The 16,423-nt window shown below is 38.9% G+C and carries 16 protein-coding genes; 2 read left to right on the top strand and 14 right to left on the bottom strand.

Annotated features, from left to right (window positions below; translation table 11 throughout):
• Nucleotides 1–12: 12 nt before the first annotated feature.
• The 10 genes from atpA to asnC all read right to left on the bottom strand — a co-directional run bounded on the left by atpA (nt 13) and on the right by asnC (nt 8,680).
• Nucleotides 13–1,554: a F0F1 ATP synthase subunit alpha gene (atpA, locus tag JEP40_RS03775; RefSeq protein ID WP_072071085.1), complete on the bottom strand. Its 1,542-nt coding sequence runs from the start codon at nt 1,552–1,554 to the stop codon at nt 13–15.
• 14 nt (nt 1,555–1,568) lie between these two features.
• The gene (gene atpH / locus JEP40_RS03770; protein WP_072071086.1) at nt 1,569–2,102 is read right to left on the bottom strand and encodes a F0F1 ATP synthase subunit delta; all 534 of its coding nucleotides are present in this window, start codon (nt 2,100–2,102) and stop codon (nt 1,569–1,571) included.
• 12 nt (nt 2,103–2,114) lie between these two features.
• Nucleotides 2,115–2,585 (bottom strand): F0F1 ATP synthase subunit B, encoded by a 471-nt coding sequence (gene atpF, locus JEP40_RS03765; RefSeq protein ID WP_193017162.1) that lies wholly within the window; start codon nt 2,583–2,585, stop codon nt 2,115–2,117.
• Between the two features lie 61 nt (nt 2,586–2,646).
• Nucleotides 2,647–2,886 (bottom strand): F0F1 ATP synthase subunit C, encoded by a 240-nt coding sequence (gene atpE, locus JEP40_RS03760; protein WP_004246596.1) that lies wholly within the window; start codon nt 2,884–2,886, stop codon nt 2,647–2,649.
• Nucleotides 2,887–2,931: 45 nt separating this feature from the next.
• Nucleotides 2,932–3,756, bottom strand: coding sequence for a F0F1 ATP synthase subunit A (gene atpB / locus JEP40_RS03755; RefSeq protein ID WP_072071088.1), 825 nt, complete (start codon nt 3,754–3,756; stop codon nt 2,932–2,934).
• Between the two features lie 31 nt (nt 3,757–3,787).
• Nucleotides 3,788–4,165, bottom strand: a complete 378-nt coding sequence (atpI, locus tag JEP40_RS03750; protein WP_115351345.1) for a F0F1 ATP synthase subunit I — start codon at nt 4,163–4,165, stop codon at nt 3,788–3,790.
• 613 nt (nt 4,166–4,778) lie between these two features.
• A complete protein-coding gene (gene rsmG, locus JEP40_RS03745) occupies nt 4,779–5,405 on the bottom strand; it encodes a 16S rRNA (guanine(527)-N(7))-methyltransferase RsmG (RefSeq protein ID WP_198622529.1) in 627 nt (208 codons plus the stop codon).
• A complete protein-coding gene (gene mnmG / locus JEP40_RS03740) occupies nt 5,402–7,300 on the bottom strand; it encodes a tRNA uridine-5-carboxymethylaminomethyl(34) synthesis enzyme MnmG (RefSeq protein ID WP_198622528.1) in 1,899 nt (632 codons plus the stop codon). The genes rsmG and mnmG overlap by 4 nt, the downstream gene beginning before the upstream one ends.
• Before the next feature lie 377 nt (nt 7,301–7,677).
• Complete coding sequence (gene mioC / locus JEP40_RS03735; protein WP_198622527.1) at nt 7,678–8,118, bottom strand: FMN-binding protein MioC; 441 nt, start codon at nt 8,116–8,118, stop codon at nt 7,678–7,680.
• A 100-nt stretch (nt 8,119–8,218) separates the two neighbouring features.
• Nucleotides 8,219–8,680, bottom strand: coding sequence for a transcriptional regulator AsnC (asnC, locus tag JEP40_RS03730; protein WP_198622526.1), 462 nt, complete (start codon nt 8,678–8,680; stop codon nt 8,219–8,221).
• A gap of 159 nt (nt 8,681–8,839) precedes the next feature.
• On the opposite strand from asnC, the gene asnA reads away from it, so the two are divergent.
• Nucleotides 8,840–9,832 carry an aspartate--ammonia ligase gene (asnA, locus tag JEP40_RS03725; RefSeq protein WP_109399003.1) on the top strand — a complete coding sequence of 331 codons (993 nt, stop codon included), beginning with the start codon at nt 8,840–8,842 and terminating at the stop codon, nt 9,830–9,832.
• On the opposite strand, the gene viaA is transcribed toward asnA, so the two are convergent.
• Nucleotides 9,833–11,290 carry an ATPase RavA stimulator ViaA gene (gene viaA, locus JEP40_RS03720; RefSeq protein WP_198622525.1) on the bottom strand — a complete coding sequence of 486 codons (1,458 nt, stop codon included), beginning with the start codon at nt 11,288–11,290 and terminating at the stop codon, nt 9,833–9,835. It abuts the gene before it with no gap.
• A gap of 7 nt (nt 11,291–11,297) precedes the next feature.
• Nucleotides 11,298–12,797, bottom strand: a complete 1,500-nt coding sequence (ravA, locus tag JEP40_RS03715) for an ATPase RavA (protein WP_198622524.1) — start codon at nt 12,795–12,797, stop codon at nt 11,298–11,300.
• A 279-nt stretch (nt 12,798–13,076) separates the two neighbouring features.
• Here ravA and rbsK point away from each other — a divergent pair, with 279 nt between their 5' ends.
• Nucleotides 13,077–14,006 carry a ribokinase gene (rbsK, locus tag JEP40_RS03710; protein WP_198622523.1) on the top strand — a complete coding sequence of 310 codons (930 nt, stop codon included), beginning with the start codon at nt 13,077–13,079 and terminating at the stop codon, nt 14,004–14,006.
• 66 nt (nt 14,007–14,072) lie between these two features.
• Here the strand turns inward: rbsK and mdtD are convergent, their stop codons facing one another.
• Together mdtD and JEP40_RS03700 are read right to left on the bottom strand one after the other, a co-directional pair.
• Nucleotides 14,073–15,467 carry a multidrug transporter subunit MdtD gene (gene mdtD, locus JEP40_RS03705; RefSeq protein ID WP_198622522.1) on the bottom strand — a complete coding sequence of 465 codons (1,395 nt, stop codon included), beginning with the start codon at nt 15,465–15,467 and terminating at the stop codon, nt 14,073–14,075.
• Nucleotides 15,468–15,549: 82 nt separating this feature from the next.
• The gene (locus tag JEP40_RS03700) at nt 15,550–16,236 is read right to left on the bottom strand and encodes a FadR/GntR family transcriptional regulator (RefSeq protein ID WP_198622521.1); all 687 of its coding nucleotides are present in this window, start codon (nt 16,234–16,236) and stop codon (nt 15,550–15,552) included.
• Between the last annotated feature and the right edge of the window lie 187 nt (nt 16,237–16,423).

Here is a 16,423-nt window from a genome sequence, read left to right as displayed (position 1 = left end):
GCCGAATAGTTATTACCAGGACTGAGTCGCTTTGAAGTTTTCTAGCACGCTTTTCAGCTTCGCTTCGATTTCTTCGTTATAAGTACCAGTCTGGTTGATTTCTTTCAATAAATCAGCATGTTCACGAGAAGCATAAGCTAATAAAGCCGCTTCAAATGGCACAACTTTTGAAATTTCAACATCTTCCAGATAACCACGTTCTGCGGCATACAGCGCTAAAGACTGTTGTGCGACAGACATTGGTTCGTACTGTTTCTGTTTCAGCAATTCAGTCACTTTCTGACCGTGGTTCAATTGTTTACGGGTAGCATCATCCAGATCAGAAGCGAACTGTGAGAATGCTGCCAGCTCACGATACTGCGCAAGTGCAGTACGGATACCACCAGAAAGTTTCTTCATGATCTTAGTCTGAGCTGCACCACCTACACGAGATACGGAGATCCCTGGGTTAACAGCTGGACGGATACCTGCGTTAAACAGGTTAGATTCTAAGAAGATCTGACCATCGGTAATAGAGATTACGTTCGTAGGAACGAATGCAGAAACGTCCCCTGCTTGCGTTTCGATAATTGGTAACGCAGTCAGAGAGCCGGTTTTACCTTTAACTTCACCATTAGTGAATGCTTCTACGTACTCAGCATTAACACGAGCAGCACGCTCAAGTAAACGGGAGTGAAGATAGAAAACGTCACCTGGGTATGCTTCACGTCCTGGTGGACGACGAAGTAACAGTGAAATTTGACGGTATGCGACAGCCTGTTTAGACAGGTCGTCATAAATAATCAGGGCATCTTCACCACGGTCACGGAAGTATTCACCCATTGCGCAACCTGAATAAGGAGCTAGGTATTGCAGTGCTGCTGATTCTGATGCAGAAGCAACAACAACAATGGTGTTTTCTAACGCGCCATGTTCTTCTAATTTACGAACAACGTTCGAAATAGTAGAGGCTTTCTGACCGATAGCGACATAAATACATTTAATGCCAGAGTCACGTTGGTTGATAATCGCATCGACAGCCAGTGCAGTTTTACCTGTTTGACGGTCACCGATGATCAATTCACGCTGACCACGACCGATTGGGATCATGGCATCGACGGATTTGTAACCTGTTTGTACAGGCTGATCAACAGATTGACGGTCGATAACACCAGGAGCAATCATCTCAACAGGTGAGAAACCATCATGCTCTACTGCACCTTTACCATCAATCGGCTCACCCAGTGTGTTTACCACACGGCCAAGCAGACCACGCCCTACAGGTACTTCCAGAATACGACCTGTACATTTAACTTTCATGCCTTCTGCTAAGTCAGCATAAGGACCCATCACAACCGCACCAACAGAGTCGCGCTCTAAGTTTAGTGCGATAGCGAAACGGTTACCCGGCAGTGCGATCATCTCACCCTGCATAACTTCGGCTAAACCGTGGATACGAATGATACCGTCACTGACGGAAACAATCGTACCTTCATTGTGAGCTTCACTCACTACATTGAACTGAGCAATGCGCTGCTTGATCAGTTCGCTGATTTCAGTGGAATTCAGTTGCATATGCTCCAGTCCCCTTAAGACTGCAAGACGTCAGTTAATCGCTCTAAACGGCCACGAATACTGCCATCGATGACGAGGTCACCGGCGCGTATAATCATGCCTGCGATAACAGACTTATCAATTTTGCAATTCAGCTTCACTTTGCGTGATAGACGATTTTCCATCGCTGCAGAAATGTTAGCTAGCTGCTGTTTAGTTAGCTCAATGGCAGAAGTTACTTCAACGTCAACCGTTGACTCTAGTACTGCGCGCAATTGAATAAATTGGCTCAATACTTCAGGCAACGTTGATAAACGGCCATTCTCAGCCATAACACGAATTAAATTCTGAGCATGTTCATCTAATTGATCGCCACAAAGGTCAGCGAAGATGTTAGCCAGTTTTTCTGATGCTAAAGAACCAGAAAGTAATTCGGTTACCTGCTCATTGCGTGCTACTTCAGCGGTGAACGCCAGCATAACCTGCCATTTATCGACAGCCTGGTTTTCCACAGCAAAGTCAAAAGCTGCTTTGGCGTAGGGGCGAGCTACAGTTGCTATTTCAGACATGCCCCTCCCTCCTTACAGTTCAGCGACCAGTTTATCAACGATGTCGCTATTAGCAGCTTCATCCACGGAACGTTCAATAATTTTCTCGGCACCTGCGATAGCCAGCATTGCGACTTGTTTACGAAGTTCTTCACGAGCACGTTTACGCTCTGCATCCAATTCGGATTGAGCTTGTGCAACGATCTTACTACGTTCTTGCTCTGCTTCTGCTTTAGCTTCTTCAATCATTTGAGTGCGTTGTTTATTCGCTGATTCAATGATTGCTTGTGCTTCTGCTTTTGCTTTCGCTAGCTGATCGCCTGCATCGGCTTTCGCTAAATCTAAGTCCTTTTTAGCACGTTCTGCAGATGATAAACCGTCAGCAATTTCTTTTTGACGTTTTTCAATGGCCGCCATAATTGGTGGCCATACGAATTTCATGCAGAACAAAACAAACAGGACAAATGCGATGGCCTGGCCGAGGATTGTTGCATTTAAATTCACAGCACAATACCTCTTTCTTGGTTATTAACTAACTTGATGCTTTTACTGCTCATTACCATCATTAGGCAACAGCAAACATCACGTAAAGGCCCAGACCCACAGCAATCATTGGGATGGCGTCAACCAGGCCCATAACGATAAAGAACTGTGTACGCAGAAGAGGGATCAGATCAGGCTGACGAGCAGCACCTTCTAAAAATTTGCCTCCGAGGATTCCGATACCGATTGCAGCACCGATTGCAGCTAAACCCATCATAATAGCGGCAGCCATGTACAGCAGATCCATACTCAGGTTTTCCATGACAGTCTCCAGTTTGTTTCAGTTATTTCTTCAAAGAGTTAATAATTAATGTTCTTCAGATGCCATCGACAGATAAACAATCGTTAGAACCATGAAAATAAAGGCTTGTAACGTAATAATCAGTATGTGGAATATCGCCCAAGGAAGGCTTAATAACCACTGTGACCACCACGGTAACAGACCAGCAATAAGAATAAAGATCAGTTCACCTGCATACATGTTACCAAACAGTCGAAGACCGAGTGAAACAGGTTTTGATAGCAGGCTTACCCCTTCCAAGATTAAGTTTACAGGAATAAAAATTGGGTGATTAAAAGGCTGTAAAGTCAGCTCTTTAGTAAACCCTTTTATGCCTTTCATCTTAATGCTATAGAAAAGGATCAGGATAAATACACCAATTGCCATCGAAAGAGTAATACTCACGTCCGCAGTCGGAACGATGCGTAACGCTGGTAACCCTAAGATGTGTTCACCGATATAAGGGATGAAGTCGATTGGTAATAAATCCAGGGCATTCATTAACAGCACCCAAACGAACACAGTCAATGCCAAAGGTGCAATGACCTTGCTCTTTCCGTGATACATATCACGAACGCTGCTATCAACGAAACCGATGATCATTTCTACTGCAGTCTGGAATTTTCCCGGTACGCCACTGGTTGCTCTTACTGCTACTTTTCTAAACAGCCATAGGAATAATGCTCCCATTAATACTGAAAAGAAAAGTGAGTCAATATTTAACACCCAGAATGATGGCGCATTTTCAGCATGGGGATTGACCAACTCGAAAGTACGTAGGTCCAACTGAAGGTTATTCAGATGGTGACCTATGTAGTCTCTAGTGGTTAATGCTTCTCCTGATGCAGACATGATGCCAATTACCCTTTTGTTGTTAAAAACGCTAACCGTTAATGACGGCTGGTGCAACGACCTGCATAACAAGCACCGCTAAGTAGGTCATGACCAGTGGTGCAAATGCCGCTTTAAACACTCCTAAAGCAACAATCAGCAAGGCTATTGATAATATAACCTTCAACCCTTCACTGAAAGCAAAAAGCCAGTTTATGCGAACTGGAGCTTCTTCTTCGTTGACTTTTTGTAGGCGCATTAACAAAAGAAAAGCAATATTGGGTAACCAACATGCCATTCCGCCTAAAAAAGCCGAAAAACTCCAGTCTGTACTCTTTAAGTAGAAACCCGCACTGAGAATAACAAAAGTCATAAACTGCAAAAATAACAGTTTCAGTGCAACTTTCCCGTTGTAGAGGGAGACAGACATGACGTTTGTATTCTCCAGACTAGCTATCGTAAAAGGTATTACTGAATGATGTATCAAACTGTCTTTGCTATAAAGTGTCAAGTGACAAAAACGAGCAAATTATACGGGGCGTGGCAATGAATTCAATCAATAAGTAGCGAAAAAGTGAAGATTAATTTAAATTTCTTACCAAGGTTCCATTTATGAAAAATGATTAAGAACAAAAAGAGTAAAAATAATAGAGCCGAATAAAATAAATAGCGTGATAGACGTCACAAATATAAAAGTATAAATAAAACTTATTTCATAAAATATATAACTAAGTTAACAATTAACTGCCCTTTTATGAACAATTTAGTGTCAATTAGAAAAAAATTGACCCATTTTCAATTAAATAAATTCAATATTTTTATAATGCACAGAATTATTAATTTATTTTGGAAATAAAATAAGAAAAACTCAAGCTACAAAGTGAATTAACGCAAAAGATAACAAAATGTTAATTTATTGTTTTATTGAGGTGAAATTTAATGCATCCTATAATTCCCCATAAAACAAATGGCGATAACATTGTAAATATTATCGCCAGAGCACAAAAAACGAAAAAAAGGTCAATAAGACAGGTAAAAACTGATTAAATAATCACCAGATGCCTTTGTTCATTCAATTCAGGAATGGATAAACTGATCACTTTCTTAGGTACTTTTAATCCATTATCAGCAAGTTCATCCAACTCTTCTTGATGAATTTGCCCTTTTAATGCATAAAAATATCCTTGTTCTTCAGCTACCAAATGAGAACACCAAGAAAGCATATCTTTCATAGATGCAAATGCACGACTGATAACACCATCAAAAGGTTTCTCAGGTTGGTACTCTTCAACACGATATTGAACAGGCTCGATGTTATGAAGCCCCAGTTCATGTTGAACTTGCTTCATAAAGCGAACTCGCTTACCTAAGCTATCCAATAAAACAAAGTGATGATCGGGGCGCATTATCGCCAAAGGAATACCTGGTAATCCGGGCCCAGTACCTACATCAATAAATCGTTCACCTTCAAGGTATTGACTAACCACAATACTATCCAATATATGGCGGATTAGCATTTGTTGTGGATCTCTGACTGAGGTCAGGTTATACGCTTTATTCCACTTATCAAGCATCATCACATAACCCGTTAGCTTTTCAGCCTGAATATCTGTTAGCTCAATATTGGCTTGCTTAGCCAGCTTTTTTAGCCGATTAAGTAAGTCACTCATGATGCACTCCTGCGTAATAAGCCTTGTTTTTTTAACCACACTAATAAAATAGAGATAGCTGCGGGGGTTACACCTGAGATCCGTGATGCTTGACCGATAGATGTCGGTTTATGATCGTTAAGTTTGGCAATAACTTCGTTAGATAACCCACTTACTTGCTTGTAATCAAGATCTATCGGTAATGCCGCGTTTTCGTTACGCAGTTTCTTTTCGATCTCTTCTTGTTGACGATTAATGTAACCTTCGTATTTAACTTGGATCTCAACTTGTTCTGCCGCTTGTGGTTTTGAATCGTCAATACCTGGTGCAAAAAGAGCTATTTTTTTCAGTGTCTCGTACGTCATTTCAGGACGACGCAATAAATCTTCACCATTAGCTTCTTTAGATAATGGTGTATTTAGTAACCCATTGATTTCAGAAACTTTATCTGCTTGAGGGTGAACCCAAATATTTCTTAAACGCTGACGTTCCTTTTCAACAAGTTCCACTTTTTCACTAAATTGAGCCCAGCGATTATCATCAACCATACCTAATTCACGAGCAATTTCTGTCAGACGTAAATCTGCGTTATCTTCACGTAGCATCAAACGATATTCCGCACGAGACGTAAACATACGGTATGGCTCTTTTGTACCAAGAGTACAAAGATCGTCAACTAATACACCGATGTAAGCCTGATCTCGACGTGGGAACCAACCTTCTTGATCATAGGCATAACGCGCTGCATTAAGTCCTGCAAGCATACCTTGAGCAGCAGCTTCTTCATAACCAGTTGTACCGTTAATTTGGCCAGCAAAAAATAACCCGTTAATAAATTTGCTTTCTAGCGTTTGTTTTAGATCTCTTGGATCGAAGAAGTCATATTCAATGGCATAACCTGGTCTAATGATCTTCGCATTTTCCATACCTTTCATGGAATTTACGATTTGCATTTGAACATCAAAAGGTAAACTTGTTGAAATGCCATTTGGGTAAATTTCGTTACTGGTTAAACCTTCAGGTTCTAAAAAGATCTGATGTGAATTACGATCAGCAAATCGCATCACTTTATCTTCAATAGATGGGCAATAACGAGGCCCTATTCCTTCGATGACACCTGCATACATTGGGCTACGATCGAGGTTATTACGGATAACGTCGTGGGTTTTTTCGTTAGTGTATGTGATATGGCAAGGCATTTGCTCTGGGTGCTGATCCACATTACCTAAAAACGAGAAAACAGGCATTGGAGTATCACCTAACTGAACGGCCAATTGGTTAAAATCAATGGTTCTAGCATCTATACGAGGTGGCGTTCCTGTTTTTAAGCGACCAACACGTAAAGGTAATTCGCGTAATCGGTGTGATAGTGAAACGGAAGGAGGATCTCCTGCACGACCACCACTGTAGTTTTCTAAACCAATGTGGATTTTTCCATCAAGGAAAGTTCCTACAGTTAAAACTACTGATTTAGCACGGAATTTTAATCCCATACGAGTAACTGCACCCGTTACTTGGTCATTTTCAACAATCAGATCTTCTACGGGTTGTTGGAAGATCATTAAATTAGGTTGATTTTCCAGTGTGGTACGAACAGCTTGGCGGTAAAGAACACGGTCTGCTTGTGCTCTTGTCGCTCTTACAGCGGGTCCCTTACTTGCGTTAAGAGTTCTAAATTGAATACCGGCATGGTCAATGGCTGTTGCCATTAATCCACCCATGGCATCGATCTCTTTTACCAGATGCCCTTTACCAATCCCACCAATAGCTGGGTTACAAGACATTTGGCCCAAAGTATCAATATTGTGGGTCAGTAATAGGGTTTGACGCCCCATACGAGCTGCAGCCATAGCGGCTTCTGTACCGGCGTGACCACCACCGATCACAATGACGTCAAAGTGTTCTGGATAAAACATGTGTGAACCTTAAATGTTACGAATGCTGAATGTGTTGCATTGGGAAAACGAATTCTACTCAACTTTTTGACAGATACAAGCGAGCTGATCCGCAGGTAATTATTTAAAGATCTTTTTATTTAAAGATCTCTTTATTAGATCTTTTATTAAGGAGGCGATCCTCTGTGGATAAGTGGATTTTCTATTTAAAGATCATAAAAGTGTAAAGGATCATATACTGTGAATGATCCGTGATCTATCTGCTGATAAGCTGGGATCAAAATGACGACTTATACACAGGTCATTTATTGATAGAGGCTTATACAATGGATAACTACGGGTTAACCCCTGCTTTTAAGCAGAGTTATCCACATCTGTTTGCTGTTTTTTTGTGCAAATTAAAGTAAATTTTTCCAAGAAGCTATCCATTCTTCAGCTGGATCTTCCGGAATGTCATACTTTTGAATATCAATTTCGAGACGATCACCAAGGCGAGTAGCCCCTTTTTCTATTAATTTTTGATCCAATGTCCTGATCGCGCCACAAAAAGTGTCGTATTCACTACTTCCTATACCGATAGCACCAAAAGAGACATTACTAAGATCAATAGAGTCTGCCGAAATTTCATCAGCAAAAGGCTGTAGGTTGTCAGGAATATCACCTGCACCATGAGTGGAGGTAACCACCAGCCAGATCCCTTCATTAGGAAGATCATTAAGTGAAGGCCCATGGTGTAAATCAGTCTCAAAACCTTCTTCAGATAAGATCTCTGCAAGGTGTTCTGTGACATATTCAGCATTACCCATAGTACTGCCACTAATTAGAGTGACTTTTTTCATTAATGATCTCCTTATGTTCAAGACGCGCTATTGTACGCTGTGAATCACTTGGGATCTACCTGTGGATAATGTGGTTATAAAAAAAAATAAGAATTTACCCTTATGGCTTGATCGTCCTTACTATCGGGTTTTGCAGTGAGATCAATGTTTCTGTTGATTGGATTTCATCAATTGTCTGAATTTTGTTGATAAGTACGTCTTGTAGTGCTTCTATGCTTTTGCACATTACCTTTATAAAAATACTGTATTGTCCCGTTGTGTAGTACACCTCTACGACTTCATCTAACTTATCTAACTTATCTAATGCTGTATGGTAATCTTTTGCACTCTTTAAAATGATGCCAATAAAGCAACAGACATCAAAACCTAATTGCTTTGCACTGATATCAACACGTGTCCCCGTAATAATTCCCGCTTGCTTCATTTTCTCGACACGAACATGAATTGTGCCTGGGCTTACTTCGAATTTTTTAGCTAATTCAGCGTAAGGTGTTCTCGCATTGGCCATTAATGCGTGAAGTATGTCACGATCGAGATTATCGATCTGATAAATATTGTCCATAAACTCCTCCTGTTTTTAACGATAATTCATTTTTATAGCGCTATTTTTAACGATTTAAAACAAGCAAGGCTATTTTTAATGAAGTATATTGAATTTAGTACCTGTTTTGTTGCTTAATCTATATCAGCGAAACACAACATCACCACTAGGGATATAAAAATGGAAAAATCATTCATTCAGACTCAACAGCAAATTAGCTTTGTTAAATCATATTTTTCTCGTCTGCTGGAAAAAGAATTAGGACTGATTGAAGTTCAAGGACCGATCTTAAGTCGCCTTGGTGATGGAACTCAAGATAACTTATCTGGGCATGAGAAGGCGGTACAAGTTAAAGTCAAATCTTTACCAGATTCTACCTTTGAAGTAGTCCATTCATTAGCAAAATGGAAACGTAAAACATTAGGTCGTTTTGGATTTAGTTCTGGTCAGGGTCTTTATACACATATGAAAGCGTTACGACCAGACGAAGATCGCTTAACTCAGATCCACTCTGTCTATGTTGATCAGTGGGACTGGGAAAAAGTGATGGAAGCTAAGGATCGTACTGTTCCTTATCTTAAGCAGACAGTGGGTAAAATTTATCAGGCAATAAAAGAAACTGAAAAAGCCGTCAGCGAAGAATTTGGTCTGGTACCGTTCCTGCCAGATCAAATTCAATTTATCCACACCGAAGAGTTATTGCGTCGTTATCCTGACCTTGATGCTAAAGGCCGTGAAAAAGCGATAGCAAAAGAATATGGTGCTGTTTTCCTAATTGGTATTGGCGGTAAGCTTTCTAGTGGTGAATCTCATGATGTCAGAGCACCTGATTATGATGACTGGACGACACCAAACGAAGATGGATTTGAAGGTTTAAACGGTGACATTTTAGTCTGGAACCCGGTATTACAAGATGCATTTGAATTGTCATCAATGGGTATCCGTGTCGATCCTGAAACATTAATGCGTCAATTAACATTAACGGATGATACTAAGCGCTTAGAGCTTGATTGGCACAAGGCATTAATGCATGGCGATATGCCACAAACTATTGGGGGCGGTATTGGCCAATCGCGTTTAGTGATGTTACTTCTACAAAAAGAGCATATTGGTCAAGTACAGTGCGGTGTGTGGGAAAAAGATACCCGTTTAGCTTTCGCTGATATGCTGTAATTATTGACGCCAGCGTCGAAGCAAGCGACTTTTTAATCCAGTATCAAAACGCCATATATGGTCAAAGATTTTCATGATATTGGGTTTACCGTAATTGGATAGGGTAACCGCATGGAAGCGATTGTGCTGTTGCTGTTGGCTTTTTTTGATTTTGTTGATTAGGTTTTCGGGTAACCTTTGGGCGACAAAGTCAGAAATAACAACAGCATCAGCATCTTTCCATGCTGGGCTATTTAGTTTTTCTGCAACATCATCCAAACATGCACTTAAATCCGTACCCCCTCTAAATGATTGATTTAAAAATTTGATAAGATCTTGTAGACCGTTAGATGAGGATAACTGGTAATGAACCGTTTCCGTTGAAAATAACATCACATGACACGAACGATTGTCTGCAAGCGCTATTTTCATTAGTGCTAACCCAAAAGCTTTTGCGCACTGTTCATTAAATCCTCCCATCGAGCCTGATGTATCAATACATACAATAAAAGGCCCTCTAGGTCTTTCTTCATCATGATGATGAGTTACTGGACGCAAGACAGTACGCTCTTGCCAATTATCACCTTGTAATCGGTAAGTATTAAGTTGTTTTTCCACCAGCTTTCTATAAAACTCATACTCAATTTCATTAATACCTAACAAGGCGAGCTCAGCGGGTAGTAAGCGTAAGATATCGTCACTGAGCCCAATACCATTAACTTGTTCAGGTGTCGTATCAGGCGCTTTTTCAACAATAGTTATAGGTTCAAAAATAATACTCTCTTCAGGAAGAGATTTGGCTGTTTTGCTACGACCTAACAAACTTGCGAGTTTGTGTAATTCTGGTTGTTGATCGAGAAAATCGCTATAGCGTTGAATAATTTTTTCATCAAAAGGCGTTTTCGTTAATACTCCTTTGCTCATATCCCATAATCGTCCTGCCGCACGCTCATTTTCTGAAAATGTATGGCTTAAGCTTCCACTTAATGCTAAACGTTCTTGTAGTTCAGCGAGGAGTTGCTCTTGTTCTTGGTTAAATAAGGCTTTGTGTAATGCCGTGACTTGGTAAATTAAACTTATCCGCCAGTGTTGGATAAATAAAGCTTGCTGGGCTGGAGAAAACGGCTTGTTCGTTTTTATAAGCTGAGAGGCTTCTTCAATAAAAGAGGAATCTAATTTATTTAATTCAGCAATAATGTGTTCAACTTGCTGATTAAATATCGCATTACCTAATGATTGCGTTTGTTGGTAAAGGGCAAATTCATCAGCAATCATAGTAGGTACTAATGTTTCTTTAACTCTTTGTTGTAGGCTTTTTTTCCATTGATGGATATCTTTAAGTAATGCTTTTTTTAATCTTGGGTGCTTTTCAAAAAAAACAGCTAATTGAGGAGAGGCTAATATAGCAATAATAACTTCTTCGATAAGTTGCCCTTCATTTATAGCTAAAAGCATATCTAATGTTGAAAGTGTCAGCATAATCTCATCACTTTATTTGGCTTTTTAATTGAGAGAGTTTTTCATTTAGCTGAACAAAACTTTGCTCTATGGAAATAAGCCAATCATTATCAATAAATAAATTTGGTTGATGATGATTAAATTTTTCTTGTTCACCATAAATTTCTTGAGTCAGATCTTTTAATTTATCTTGCCACTCTTTGTTATTCTCAATAGGAGGCGTAGGTGCTGTTTCTTGTTGTTGGTAAAGAGAGGTTGTACGTCGACTTACATCTAAAATTTCTAATACGCCATCTGGACGAATTTGGGCATTAATAGATTGAGGAAAACCAATACCATTTAAACGTGCAGACAATTCTTCTCCTTTAGATAAGAAGTTTTCTAATGCTTTGTGTTCAAATGTAATAAAGTTAACTTGAATACTATGAATATGCAGAGGTATGTGTAAAAACAGCGTGTATTTATCTGCCTGCATTTTTTCTGGTAGAGTAAAATGAACATTACGGCCAAACATTCCACTTTGTTTTTCAAAACGAAAAGCTTGTTGATCTTGTTTGCTTCTCGTTGATTGCATCCATTCGGCCCACAAGCCTTCTGTTTTTCTGATCAATTCTAGTTGGTGATAAGCTTGTTCTGTTAAAAGGCTGTGTAACAATTTATCTAATAATGCAAATGATGCTTGATCGTGCCAAAGGCAATCTTTTAATAAAATAAAATCTAATGGCGAAATAGCACTGCGGCCATTAAAGAATGCACTAGCTTGTAAAAGACGAACCGCTTTTTTCCAACGTCTATCCGAAACATAAGGAGCAGCATCACTTTTATCTAAAGACTCGCGAAGCTGATAAATTAAATCGAATAAATGGTCATCTAATGTGATTTTTTCTAATTCCGATTGCCAGCGTGAAAATTCTTCTGTGGTAATTTGAATATGAGCAGGAATATGAAAAGAGCCAACTTCTTTATTAACGAGTAAAGCACGAAAATTTTTCTTATCTTGTACTTTTGTTAGCCAAATACGGATAAGCATTCGGTCATAAAGCGCTTCAAGGCTACTATCTGAATCAGGTAATTCATTCGAAGCTGAAACTAATAAGCGCATTGGGATGCTGACTTCAGTTTCCCCATTTCTAAATTTACGTTCATTTATTGCTGTTAATAGCGTATTTAGAATAGCAGGTCCTGCTTTCCATATTTCATCAAGAAAGACAACTTCGGCATCGGGTAAATATCCATCAACCAAACGTTGGTATTTACCTTCATCTTTTAAGGCTTGAATAGATAAAGGGCCAAAAATTTCTTCGGGAGTGGAAAAACGTGTCATTAAATATTCAAACGCTTTTGCCTCTTTAAATGCTTCTTTCATCCTTCTTGCTATTAAGCTTTTAGCAATTCCTGGAGGACCAAGTAAAAAAACACTTTCACCACTCAGAGCAGCAAGTAAACAAAGACGGATTGCAGACTGTCGTTCATAAAGCCCAGTCTCAAGGTATTGGCTAAGTTGTGAAATCCGTTCTGCTAGTTGCATAAACACTCCTAATAGTGGGTACTTATTTTCATTATTCCCCGAAAATATCAGAAAAGGATTGCCGACATATAGTCAAACATTCTATTAGCACACAAATTGTTTATAACAAAAATCGATTCAGCTTCCTACTGCTTATTTTGGTTCTTTTTTGTTTTACTAGCGAAACGTTTCGATGGTGATCACGTTTTTTCATTAATGTTGCTGAGATGATCGGTTTAAAATATTGCATGTTATTTATGCAGTGCATTTAGAATTTATTATTGAGAGTAAGGAAAAATCATGGAAGCGAAGAAACTTGTGATTTTAGGTAGTGTTAATGCTGATCATATTCTTAATGTTGCTCATTTTCCGCTTCCTGGTGAAACCATTTCAGGTAATCAATTTCAAATGGTATTCGGCGGTAAAGGAGCTAACCAAGCAGTTGCTGCTGGGCGTTGTGGTGCTAATATTTCATTTCTAGCTTGTTTGGGAAATGATGATATTGGCCAAAAAGCTAAGGCACAATTAATTACTGACAACATTAAAACTCATAGTATTGAGCTAATTGATAATGAAGCAACTGGTGTTGCCCTGATTTTTGTTAATCAGCAAGGAGAAAATATTATTGGTATTCATGCCGGAGCTAATGGCCGGTTAGATACGCACTATGTGCAACGTCATAGTCGTATTATAAAAGAAGCCGATGCATTATTAATGCAATTAGAGTCTCCGCTTGATTCGGTATTGAAAGCCGCTGAAATGGCGAAACAAGAAAATGTGCAGGTAATATTAAATCCAGCCCCTGCTCAAGCGTTGCCTGATGAATTACTGTCACTGGTTGATATTATTACGCCAAATGAAACAGAGACTGAATATTTGACTGGAATTAAAGTCATTGATGATAAAAGTGCACAGCAAGCAGCTGAGGTTTTGCATAATAAAGGAATTAAAACAGTTCTTATTACATTAGGAAGTCGTGGTGTTTGGGTTAGCGAGCAAAACAATAAGGGATGTATTGTCCCTGCTTTTAAAGTGAAAGCCGTAGATACTATTGCTGCTGGTGATACCTTTAATGGCGCTTTAATAACTGCCTTATTAGAAGGACAGTCTATGATGTCAGCCATAAAATTTGCTCATGCCGCAGCTGCAATTGCTGTGACTCGTTCTGGTGCTCAACCCTCTGTACCTTGGCGTCATGAAGTAGATACTTTTTTAGCATCATCCTTGTAGAGCATTTTTTCTATCTATATAAAGAAAAAGAGAGCATATGCTCTCTTTTTAGTTTGAATAAAACTATCAGGCTTTTTTCTTTTTATTCGTCAGGTTATCGCCATCATGTTTATCAAGGAGTAAAAACACAAAGGAGGACAGTAATGTAATGATACCTACCGTAATAAAAGTATAGTGGAAGTTATCAACAGTAGTACCAACGTTTTGAGTATCAAAATATCCTAAGATAGACGCACTGACAGCAATACCAAAACTAATAGCCAGCTGTTGGGTAACAGCTAAAACACTATTTCCTGAACTCGCATTATTATCTGTTAAGTCAGCTAATGAAATTGTATTCATCGACGTAAATTGTATCGACATTACCACGCCTAATAAAAAGAGTGGGATAACAAGATAGTAAATAGACATGTCAGGAGATTGAAGTGAAAACTGCGTTATCATTAAGCCAATAATAATGGTGATAGCAAAGAGAGTTCGACGATAACTAAATCTAACTAAGATCTTTGTGACAAAAGATTTTGCTAAAATAGAACCTAACGCCATTGGTGCCATCATCATACCTGAAACAATAGCTGGGTAACCAAAACCTACTTGCAACATAAGTGGCATTAAAAAAGGAATACAGCCAGTTCCTAATCGTGTTGCAATATTACCTGCAATACCGACAGAGAAGGTTCGTGTTTTAAAAATATTTAATGGGATCAGTGGCTGCTGGTGGCGTCTTGCATGATTGATATATAAACCAAGTAGAAAAAAACCACCCAAAATAACGGCTATAGGAATATAGCGAGAAATATTTTTATCACCAAAAAGATCAAGGCTAACGGAAAGCATCACTAAGGCAAAGCCAAAGAAAATAAAACCCAGTAAATCGAATTTACGTTTTGGCATAGTAAAATTAGGCATGTGCTTTATGGCATAAAAAATACCTAATAAGCCAATAGGAATATTAATAATAAATATCCAATGCCAAGAGGCGTAAGTCACAAGGATCCCACCTAATAGAGGCCCTGCAATTGGACCAACAAGCCCTGGCATCGTAACAAAATTTAAAATAGGCAATAATTCACTACGTGGATAGGCTCTTAATAAAGCAAGGCGAGCAACTGGCATCATCATTGCTCCACCTATTCCTTGTATAATTCGTGAAATAACAAGAAAAGAGAGGTTAGGAGAAAGTGCACATAATAAAGAGCCAGCAGAAAATAAAGAAACCGCAATAATAAAAATTTGGCGAGTTCCAAATCTGTCGGCTAGCCATCCACTAACTGGAATTAATAATGCCACAGTTAATGTGTAGCTAATAACGGCCGATTGCATGGCCAGAGGCGAGTGATTAAGACTCTTGGCTATATCAGGTAATGCCGTATTAAGAATGGTTGCATCGAGAGCCTGCATAAAAAAAGCCATCGCAGCTATCCAAGGCAACCCAGACATATTTTTGGCGGATTTCAACATGAAGCATATACCGTCTTTGTTCTATATTTTGATTATCGCTTCATTATAAACAGAAAACCTTCAATTTTTGTATTAAAACTATTCAATCACTCGTTAATAAGATTAAACAGAGATCGCGTGCTTTTTTTCCATCACCATCAATAATAGCTTGGACAATCTGGTTATGTGTTTCTGGCTGAACAGTTTCATTACCCACAATAAGGTCGAAATACTTTTTATAAGCAGAAAGGAATAAAGAACCAAAAGAAGCAAAAAATGGATTACCACTTGCTTGGTAAATAAGGTAGTGAAATTGTGTATCAATATCTAACCAATGTTGTCTGTCAAAATTCTCATTAAGTAACTGCATTTCTTTACCAAATAAAGAAAGAGACTGTTTTTGACTTTCGGTTGCATTAAAGGCAGCTAGATAACAGGCTTGTGGCTCTATGGCTAAACGAACATGATGGAAGTAGTGACTGACTTTATTAAATTCACCACTGTCTATCCACCAATTAAGAAGATCATTATCTAATAAGTTCCAATTCTGCATTGGGGTTACTCGAGTGCCTATTCTTGGACGAGGTAAAAGCATCCCTTTTGCGGCAAGCATTTTTATTGCTTCTCGAATAACGGTTCTACTGACAGAGAGTAATTCTGCTAATTCTATTTCTCCTGGTAACAAAGATTCAGGTTCGTAATGGCCCGAAAGAATTTGTTTACCTAATTTTTCAGCAACAATATAAGAAAGATTTTTTTGAGAAGCTGAACGTTGTTCGCTAAATTGCATAATAAAGGTTACCTATACCATAATTTATCTTCTATCTTACGTGAGTCAGCTATAGAAAGCTGTTCGGATTTTACTCTATCAGCATAGAAATAGAGCACTTTCCCGTATTTTGTTGAAAAAAAAAGCGAACGAAAAATTATTTTTAAAAAACACTTGCGCTAATCCGAGATCTCCCTATAATGCGCAT

Source organism: Proteus vulgaris (genome assembly GCF_016239305.1).
In the GTDB taxonomy this organism is placed as follows: Bacteria; Pseudomonadota; Gammaproteobacteria; order Enterobacterales; family Enterobacteriaceae; genus Proteus; species Proteus vulgaris_C.
The sequence above is the reverse complement of the archived record's forward strand: the minus strand, read 5'-3'. Positions and strand labels throughout refer to the sequence as shown.

Bases quoted from the DNA above. Each gene is read 5' to 3' on its own strand.
- mdtD (WP_198622522.1), bottom strand. From the start codon at position 15,467: ATGTTGAAATCCGCCAAAAATATGTCTGGGTTGCCTTGGATAGCTGCG.
- JEP40_RS03700 (WP_198622521.1), bottom strand. From the start codon at position 16,236: ATGCAATTTAGCGAACAACGTTCAGCTTCTCAAAAAAATCTTTCTTAT.
- mioC (WP_198622527.1), bottom strand. From the start codon at position 8,118: ATGAAAAAAGTCACTCTAATTAGTGGCAGTACTATGGGTAATGCTGAA.
- mnmG (WP_198622528.1), bottom strand. From the start codon at position 7,300: ATGTTTTATCCAGAACACTTTGACGTCATTGTGATCGGTGGTGGTCAC.
- asnC (WP_198622526.1), bottom strand. From the start codon at position 8,680: ATGGACAATATTTATCAGATCGATAATCTCGATCGTGACATACTTCAC.
- asnA (WP_109399003.1), top strand. From the start codon at position 8,840: ATGGAAAAATCATTCATTCAGACTCAACAGCAAATTAGCTTTGTTAAA.
- atpB (WP_072071088.1), bottom strand. From the start codon at position 3,756: ATGTCTGCATCAGGAGAAGCATTAACCACTAGAGACTACATAGGTCAC.
- atpH (WP_072071086.1), bottom strand. From the start codon at position 2,102: ATGTCTGAAATAGCAACTGTAGCTCGCCCCTACGCCAAAGCAGCTTTT.
- ravA (WP_198622524.1), bottom strand. From the start codon at position 12,797: ATGCAACTAGCAGAACGGATTTCACAACTTAGCCAATACCTTGAGACT.
- viaA (WP_198622525.1), bottom strand. From the start codon at position 11,290: ATGCTGACACTTTCAACATTAGATATGCTTTTAGCTATAAATGAAGGG.
- atpI (WP_115351345.1), bottom strand. From the start codon at position 4,165: ATGTCTGTCTCCCTCTACAACGGGAAAGTTGCACTGAAACTGTTATTT.
- rbsK (WP_198622523.1), top strand. From the start codon at position 13,077: ATGGAAGCGAAGAAACTTGTGATTTTAGGTAGTGTTAATGCTGATCAT.
- rsmG (WP_198622529.1), bottom strand. From the start codon at position 5,405: ATGAGTGACTTACTTAATCGGCTAAAAAAGCTGGCTAAGCAAGCCAAT.
- atpE (WP_004246596.1), bottom strand. From the start codon at position 2,886: ATGGAAAACCTGAGTATGGATCTGCTGTACATGGCTGCCGCTATTATG.
- atpA (WP_072071085.1), bottom strand. From the start codon at position 1,554: ATGCAACTGAATTCCACTGAAATCAGCGAACTGATCAAGCAGCGCATT.